A 2894-nucleotide genomic window follows, 5' to 3' on the forward strand; every position below is an offset into this window, starting at 1 on the left:
GTCCTGGGTGGGCGGGCGGACGGACCGGGTTTCCCACTCGTCTGCAACGGCCCCAGCGAGAGTGAGCGGATGACGGTCTATGGACTGGAGATCTCAGCGGACTCCGGGCCGGGTGGCCAGCCGCTGTTCGACGTCCACGCCGAGATGCCAATGAACGTCACGCACCTGGCAGCGGCAGGTGACCTGCTTGAAGGAATCGCGGAGGGCGCTCGCGCTTTCTGGGGTCACGCGACGCCTTTTCCCGCGGGCGTGGAGATCTCGCGCCAGACCCAGAACCGGTCAGCGAATCCGAAGCCACCGCCTCGCGGACTGCCGGCGCTGAAGCCCGCACGGGACATCCCCTCGCCGGAAACGCCCCATCGCCTGGGCTGGATCAACTACTGGTCGGCCGCTGCCGCGCACCGCATCGGGTTCCCGGACCCGGCACGCGACGCGGAGCTGCTGTCGCGGGCCCGGCGTACCGCGACGGGTGGGTGGATTGTCCGCATCACCGAGGAACCGCTCGATCTCGACAACCCCACCCATCTCGAAACGCTCCTGCGAGCCTATGAACGCTTCCCGGCCATCGGCGGACGCGTGCCCATTTGAACGCGACTACTTGCGCACCAGTTCCACCTGCATGCCCAGCAGCTTGCGGCTCTCACCCGTGGTGCCGCACATCGCGCCGTCAGTGAGCGGGCCCATGGGGCGCTCCATGCCTTCCACCTTGCACCAGTAGCGCACGGTGTACAGGTGCGCCCCCTCGCCGCGCAGCCGGATGCCGAAGGCTTCCAGGCGCCGTGACTCGCCCTGCGTCCCGCACGGTGTGCCCTCGAGCAGCCACCCCGAATCTCCCAGGTCCTGCAGGTGGCACTGGTACTCCAGCTGCACGGCCTTCATGGGACGCTTCAGGTGGAACTCGAACTGCTCGATGCGCTTGGGCTGCGTGGGCAGCCATGTGGCCCGGCGGGAGCTCTGGTTACCGAGGTCCTCGCTGTGAACCGTGCCCACAAGTTCCACTGTCTTCGAGGGACCGGCACCCAGCGTCGACGCCAACATCATTCCAACCAGCAGGCTCTTCATGGGGCTTCCTTGTGGGGGACACCCGTCCCGACGTGGCTGGAGTGAGCCTATTCACCCGGAGCGGGATGCCGTCCACTACCGGAACGCATCGACGACGTAGGCCGCCGCGGTGGAGCCTTCGAGAATCGCCATTCCAGGCTTCGAGTCCGGGCTCTTCCGCATCTGGTCCTGGCTGAGCCGGGCCACGGCACAAATGGGGAACTTCTCACTGTCCGGTGGATGGGCCTCGTAGTACCGGATGACGACCTGCGGACCGCTCGTCCAGACCTGCCCATACAAACGGGTCGTCGCCTCCAACGTGCCGAAGTCATCCTCGAGGATGCTTTCAATCGGACCGTCGTAGAGCGTGGGACGCCGCGAACCAATCTGGTTCGCGTCCAGCTCGACCAATTGCGCGTCCCCCACACGCAACTTCAAGGCACGCATCGTCCGCCTGGCTTCCTCCGAGCACTCCTGCGGACCAGGAGTTCCGTCCGGACGCAGCGACACCCCGCTGCTGGTACATCCAGAAGACGTGGCGAGCAGGACGAAAGTGCCGAGCAGCAGGGCCTGTGTCGTGGGCATGGGAGCGACTTTTCTACTGCCGAACGAGTGCATGTTCCATGGCCACAGCGACCTGGAGGAGCCCGTCCCCACGGAAGATCTGGAGGGCCAGATCCGCCAACCGACCACCCTCCAGTTCGAAGGAACTCTTGTCCACGACGACCGCGATCCTCCCCGACTGGCCAGGGACGATGACCGGCCGTTCCATGCGCAACGCGAACGGGCGAGCCGTGCGCAGAGAGAGGTCACGGGTCACGGAGGCACCCTCGAACGTCCACGCCTCCTTGAGCACGGTGTTCCGCAAGGTCACCACGGCGGCTGCCTTCCCAGGTCCCTTGAAGAGTTCGACCACCATGTCCATGTCCTCGTGCCTCAAGCGAAAGACACGCTTGCGCCGGAACGGCGTCTTCCCCACCTCTCCGCTGGAGAGCAGCGTCGCGTAGGCGTGGTCGATGGAGTTCTCCTCCTTCTTGAATCGCTCGTTCTCGTCACGCAGCTCACGCTCTCGCTTGAGCGCGTCATACAGCCCTGAGAGCACCGCGTTGTAGCTGCCAGGGTCCTTGAACACGTTGATCTGGTAGTCGATCCACCCCCAGTCCTCGCGACGCTTCGGCCTCACGAGGAACGTGAACGTGGTCCCATCCGCGAGCGACACGTGGAGCGGCAGCGCCTCACCTTCATCCAGGTCGCGCAGCGGTTCGACAACCACCTTCTTGCTCCCGATGAGCAGCGGTTCGAACCGGCCCTCCCACGCCAGCAACCGGGTCTTCGCGACGTCGACGTCCTGCTCGAAGCGCAGCACGCTCGCCACCTGCGCTGAGACGTAGATGGACGGCGCTTCCTGCCCGGGATGGGCGGGAACCTGAAGCGTCCGGATCCTGAGCTTTTCTTCAAGCTCTCGGGCCAGCGCCGGAAATGCCATCAAGCCGAGCAGCAGACCGCACCTGAGCGACAGCAAAGAGGACATGGATGTCCCCACTTAGCAGGTTGGACTCCCCCCATCCAACCTAAGCTGTCCGCTCCCGAGGCCACCCCGTCCGCGACCGCTGGCGCTCCGCCTCCTCCGCCCGCGCCAGGCCCCGCTGGATGTCATTCCAATCCAGCGTCCCCGCCAGCAGCCCGTCCTCGTCCACCACCGCGGCCATGGGCACGCGCGCCTCCGCCATCCTCCGCAGCACCTTCCACCCGTCCTCGCGCAGCTGCGCCACCACGCCGTCCTCCATCGCGTCGCGCACCACGAAGCTCGCGCGCTGCACCTCCGGCACCGCCTGCGCCGCCGCCCACGTCAC

General features: G+C 66.3%; 4 protein-coding genes and 1 pseudogene. 1 reads left to right on the plus strand and 4 read right to left on the minus strand.

Annotated elements, in window-relative coordinates; genetic code table 11:
* Window positions 1-3: 3 nt before the first annotated feature.
* Complete coding sequence (locus D7X55_RS38060; RefSeq protein WP_407921815.1) at window positions 4-588, plus strand: DUF5953 family protein; 585 nt, start codon at window positions 4-6, stop codon at window positions 586-588.
* A gap of 6 nt (window positions 589-594) precedes the next feature.
* Here D7X55_RS38060 and D7X55_RS38065 read toward each other — a convergent pair whose 3' ends face one another.
* The 4 genes and pseudogenes from D7X55_RS38065 to D7X55_RS38080 form a co-directional block, all read right to left on the minus strand.
* The gene (locus D7X55_RS38065; RefSeq protein WP_121725599.1) at window positions 595-1062 is read right to left on the minus strand and encodes a hypothetical protein; all 468 of its coding nucleotides are present in this window, start codon (window positions 1060-1062) and stop codon (window positions 595-597) included.
* Between the two features lie 75 nt (window positions 1063-1137).
* A complete protein-coding gene (locus tag D7X55_RS38070; protein ID WP_121725600.1) occupies window positions 1138-1626 on the minus strand; it encodes a serine/threonine protein kinase in 489 nt (162 codons plus the stop codon).
* A 13-nt stretch (window positions 1627-1639) separates the two neighbouring features.
* Window positions 1640-2572, minus strand: coding sequence for a DUF2381 family protein (locus tag D7X55_RS38075; protein ID WP_233610317.1), 933 nt, complete (start codon window positions 2570-2572; stop codon window positions 1640-1642).
* A gap of 40 nt (window positions 2573-2612) precedes the next feature.
* Window positions 2613-2894 (minus strand): annotated as a pseudogene (locus tag D7X55_RS38080) (site-2 protease family protein); the annotation flags it as partial.

Origin of the sequence: Corallococcus sp. AB049A (assembly GCF_003668885.1) — a bacterium.
In the GTDB taxonomy this organism is placed as follows: Bacteria; Myxococcota; Myxococcia; order Myxococcales; family Myxococcaceae; genus Corallococcus; species Corallococcus interemptor.

What these genes read in the sequence shown, in the direction of transcription:
- D7X55_RS38065 (WP_121725599.1), bottom strand. Translation starts at nt 1,062, where the DNA reads ATGAAGAGCCTGCTGGTTGGAATGATGTTGGCGTCGACGCTGGGTGCC.
- D7X55_RS38070 (WP_121725600.1), bottom strand. Translation starts at nt 1,626, where the DNA reads ATGCCCACGACACAGGCCCTGCTGCTCGGCACTTTCGTCCTGCTCGCC.
- D7X55_RS38075 (WP_233610317.1), bottom strand. Translation starts at nt 2,572, where the DNA reads ATGTCCTCTTTGCTGTCGCTCAGGTGCGGTCTGCTGCTCGGCTTGATG.